Origin of the sequence: Streptomyces sp. NPDC059456 (genome assembly GCF_042750055.1) — a bacterium.
In the GTDB taxonomy this organism is placed as follows: Bacteria; Actinomycetota; Actinomycetes; order Streptomycetales; family Streptomycetaceae; genus Streptomyces.
Genome location: NZ_JBHYVA010000778.1, coordinates 1 through 3,720 on the forward strand (window position 1 = coordinate 1; position 3,720 = coordinate 3,720).

Below are 3,720 nucleotides of genomic sequence, written 5' to 3' on the forward strand. Positions count from 1 at the left end.
CGCCCCGCCGGGGGGTTATTGTGGTGTCGCTCTGGCCCCCAGTGTTCAACACGCGGGGCGCGCGGGCCCCCTCACCACCGGGGGCCCCGCCCCCACCCCGGGGGGCCACGCCGGCTCCCCGGCGCCCCGGTAGCCGGACCGGCCGTACGTGAGCCGTTCGGCCGATGCCGGCCGGGGCAACCGAGTGGTGGGGGCGGACCGCCGGTGCGAACGTGGCAGACGGGCGGCCCCACGAGGCCCGGGCCACTCGTCGGGCTCGTACGCGTACGCCTGATCCCACCTGCTCCGATTCGACGGTGAGGCCGGAAATGAACGAGAAGTCGAAGCACCCCGGCGGTCCGGAGTCACTCTCCGACGAGGAGATGATGAAACTGATCGACGACATCCTCGACAGCGTCCCGCCGGAACAGGCGGAGGCCTGCCTCGTCGCCCTCGCCGACGGACGGCCGGCCCCGCAGGACGTGCCGGTCGATCTGACCCCCGCCCAGGCGAGCAGCCTCCTCCTCTTCCTCCACCGGGGCGGCGGCTGATTTTTCACCCACATGTTCGATCGCCCGCACGTTGCCCGGCGGTCGGTCCGCTTTGCCAGAGCGCTGTGCCTTGTTTGCGCCGATATTCTGTGAAATGTGATCGAGTCTGGACAGCCGCGGCTTCCTCGGCGCTATGGCCGATGGAGGCTCGTACGGCTGTCGCCGGTCTTCCTGACCATCGTGATCGCCGCCCTGGCCTACGCCACTCCGCCGGAGATGGCCTTCAGCCGCCTGCTGCCCGCGGCGCCGGCCCTGGCCGCCGCCATGTGGCCGGTCCTCCCCACCATCCTGCTCGGGACGGTCTGCCTCCTGCTGATGATCGGCCTCAGCCTGATCTTCCCCGACCTGGGGACGTGGTGGACGTGCGCGGGGATCATCGCCGTCACCGTGGCCGCCGCCTACGGCAGCCACGAACGGCTCCAGCGGGAACGCACGCTCATCCAGGTGCGGCTCGTGGCCGACGCGGCGCAGCAGGTGGTGCTCGGCCCCATGCCGCGGCTGTTCGGGAACATCGAGATCGAGTCCCTGTACCTGGCGGCCGCGGCCGAGGCCCGGATCGGCGGGGACTTCTACGAGGTGGTCGACACGCCGTACGGGGTCAGGCTGCTCATCGGTGACGTGCGGGGCAAGGGCCTGCCGGCGGTGGGGGCGGCCGCGGCGATCGTCAACGCCTTCCGGGAGGCGGCCTACGACGAGAGCGACCTGATCGCCATCGCGCGCAGGCTGGACGCCAGCTGCACGCGGTACAACGCCGCCTATCCCCCCGAGGGGACGATGGAGCGGTTCGCCACCGCCCTGGTCGCCGAGATCCCGCACACGGGCAAACGCATCGACATCCTCAACTGCGGCCACCCCCCGCCCATGCTGCTGAACCGCAAGAACGTCCGCGTCCTCGAATCGGCCGACCCCTCGCCGCTGCTCAGCCTCGCGGAGTTCCTCGGCGGCCACTACAGCGTCGACACGTTCGACTTCGCCCCCGGCGACCTGCTGCTCCTCTACACCGACGGGATCGCCGAGGCCCGCGCCCGGGACGGCGAGTTCTTCCCGCTGTCGGCCTGGATGGGGCGACAGCCCCCGACACCGCCCCGCGAACTCCTCACGGCCCTTCACCGCGACCTCCTGCACTACAGCAGGGGGAGCCTCGACGACGACGTCGCCGCCCTCGCCGTACGCCTGCGCGAGCTCTGACGGCCACGGCCGGGCGTCGAGCGGCGGTCCGGGCCCGTGCCGGGTCAGGCGAGGCCGGCTGCGATCGCGAGCCGCACGGCGTCGGCCCGGCTGCGGATGTCCGCCTTGGCGAACAGGTTGTTGATGTGGGTCTTGACCGTGGCCTCGCTGACGAACAGCCGTTCCGCGATGGCCCGGTTCGGCATGCCCTGTCCGATGAGCGTGAGCACCTCCCGTTCGCGGAGCGTGAGGTCACCCGGAAGGGGCTTCGGCTCGGGCCGGTGCGTGTGGGCGGCGGCCAGGAGCCGGGCCTGCACCTCGCGATCGAGCACCGACTGCCCCGCGGCGGCTGCCCGGATCGCCCGGGCGATGTCCCGGCGGCCGGCGTTCTTCGTCAGGTAGCCGCGCGCTCCCGCACCCAGTGCGCCCAAGATCGAGTCGTCGTCGGCGAAAGTGGTCAGGACCACCACGGCCACGTCCGGGTGTTCCGCGCCGAGCCGGCGCGTCGCCTCGGTTCCGTCCATGCCGGGCATCCGCAGGTCCATGAGCACGACGTCCACCGGGCCCGCGGAGACTGCGGCCAGCACCTCGTGACCGTCCGCCGCGGTGGCGACGACGTCGATGTCCGGGAGCAGCGAGAGGACCTCGGCGAGCGGTTCCCGCACCGCGGCCTGGTCGTCCGCCACGACCACCCTGACGGGCCGCGCTGCGTCCGTGGGCTCGCTCATCGCGGGATCACCGCTTCCACCTGCCAGCCTCCTTGGTCCGGCCCCGTGGTGAGGGGTCCGGTGGTGATGGTGCCGCCGAGCAGGGCGATCCGCTCGCGCATGCCGATCAGTCCCATTCCGCTTCCGGGGGCCGCGGTCACCGGCCGGGTGGCGGGCCGGTTGCGGACGCTCAGTACGGTCGAATCCCCGTCGGAGGCCAGCCGCACGCGGACCGCGCCGCCGGGTGCGTGCCGGGTGGCGTTGGTCAGCGCTTCCTGGGCGATCCGCAGCAGGCACTGCGTCTGGCGCGCCGGCAACTCGCGGACGTCGCCCACGACGGTGAGGGCGTCGTGGTGGCCCGAGGACTCCAGCATCGCGGTCAGGGTCTCGCGCAGCGGCAGATGGTCCTCGCGCAGCGCGTGCACGGTCCACTGCGCCTGTTCGAGGCTCGTCCGGACCAGGCTGTGCGCCGTGCCGTTGGCCTCGCGGATCCTGTCCAGGTCACCGACGTCGATCAGCGCGTCGACGAGCTCCAGTTGCATGTTGATCCCGGCGAGCGAGTGGGCGAGTACGTCGTGGACGTCCCGGGCGATCCGGGTGCGCTCCGCCAGCACCGCCGTCCGGGCCTCGGCCCGTGCCGCCTTCTCGGCGGATTCGGCCGCCGCTATCGCGGCCCGCGTGGCCTGCGCCCGGCTGCGCCCGGCCATGCCGGCCAGCACCGCGGCGCCGGTCGCGAAGCCGCCGACCGTCGCGGCGTACTCGCCCGGCTCGGCCTGGAGGTACAGGACGCCACCGCACAGCAGGCTGCAGGACGCGGCGAGGGCCAGGGCCGGCCCGGTCTCCAGCCGCGATCCGGCGAAGGCCACGAGGAAGAAGGCGAAGAGGTAGGACGTGCCCGAGCTGCTGGTGCCGATCAGTGCCGCGGCCGCCAGTACGCCGAATGCCGCCCAGATGATGAAGAGCCGGTCGGGAACGGCGGACTCGGGCACGAGCCGGACCGCCAGCACCGCGCAGTTGGCGACGAAGAGGACGAGGACGGCCAGGCCCCGGCCGTCGAGGCCCATCGGCCGGATCGTCAGGATCCCCGCGAGGACGATCGCGGCGGTCAGCACCCACGGGGAGCGGGTGTTCCATGCGTCGAGCGGACGACGCCGGCCCGCGGCGGCGGGGCGGGGCGGCGCTCGGGGGGGGCGTCCGCGCCGATATCCCACCGGCAGGCCCGGCGCGCCCCCGCGCCGGCGGGCGGCGCGGCCCGCGCCCCACGCCCGCGCTCGCGAGGATTCGTACGAACGGCTCGGAGTCGGCCGAATTTCTTC

General features: G+C 73.1%; 4 protein-coding genes. 2 read left to right on the plus strand and 2 right to left on the minus strand.

Annotation, left to right across the window (positions count from 1 at the left end):
* Positions 1 to 308 precede the first annotated feature (308 nt).
* Positions 309 to 530: a hypothetical protein gene (locus ACFXA3_RS38265; protein ID WP_385195238.1), complete on the plus strand. Its 222-nt coding sequence runs from the start codon at positions 309 to 311 to the stop codon at positions 528 to 530.
* A gap of 96 nt (positions 531 to 626) precedes the next feature.
* Complete coding sequence (locus ACFXA3_RS38270) at positions 627 to 1,718, plus strand: PP2C family protein-serine/threonine phosphatase (protein WP_385195240.1); 1,092 nt, start codon at positions 627 to 629, stop codon at positions 1,716 to 1,718.
* A 44-nt stretch (positions 1,719 to 1,762) separates the two neighbouring features.
* Here the strand turns inward: ACFXA3_RS38270 and ACFXA3_RS38275 are convergent, their stop codons facing one another.
* Positions 1,763 to 2,425 carry a response regulator gene (locus ACFXA3_RS38275; RefSeq protein ID WP_385195243.1) on the minus strand — a complete coding sequence of 221 codons (663 nt, stop codon included), beginning with the start codon at positions 2,423 to 2,425 and terminating at the stop codon, positions 1,763 to 1,765.
* A complete protein-coding gene (locus ACFXA3_RS38280; protein WP_385195245.1) occupies positions 2,422 to 3,468 on the minus strand; it encodes a sensor histidine kinase in 1,047 nt (348 codons plus the stop codon). Before ACFXA3_RS38280 ends, ACFXA3_RS38275 begins: the two co-directional genes overlap by 4 nt.
* Positions 3,469 to 3,720 lie beyond the last annotated feature (252 nt).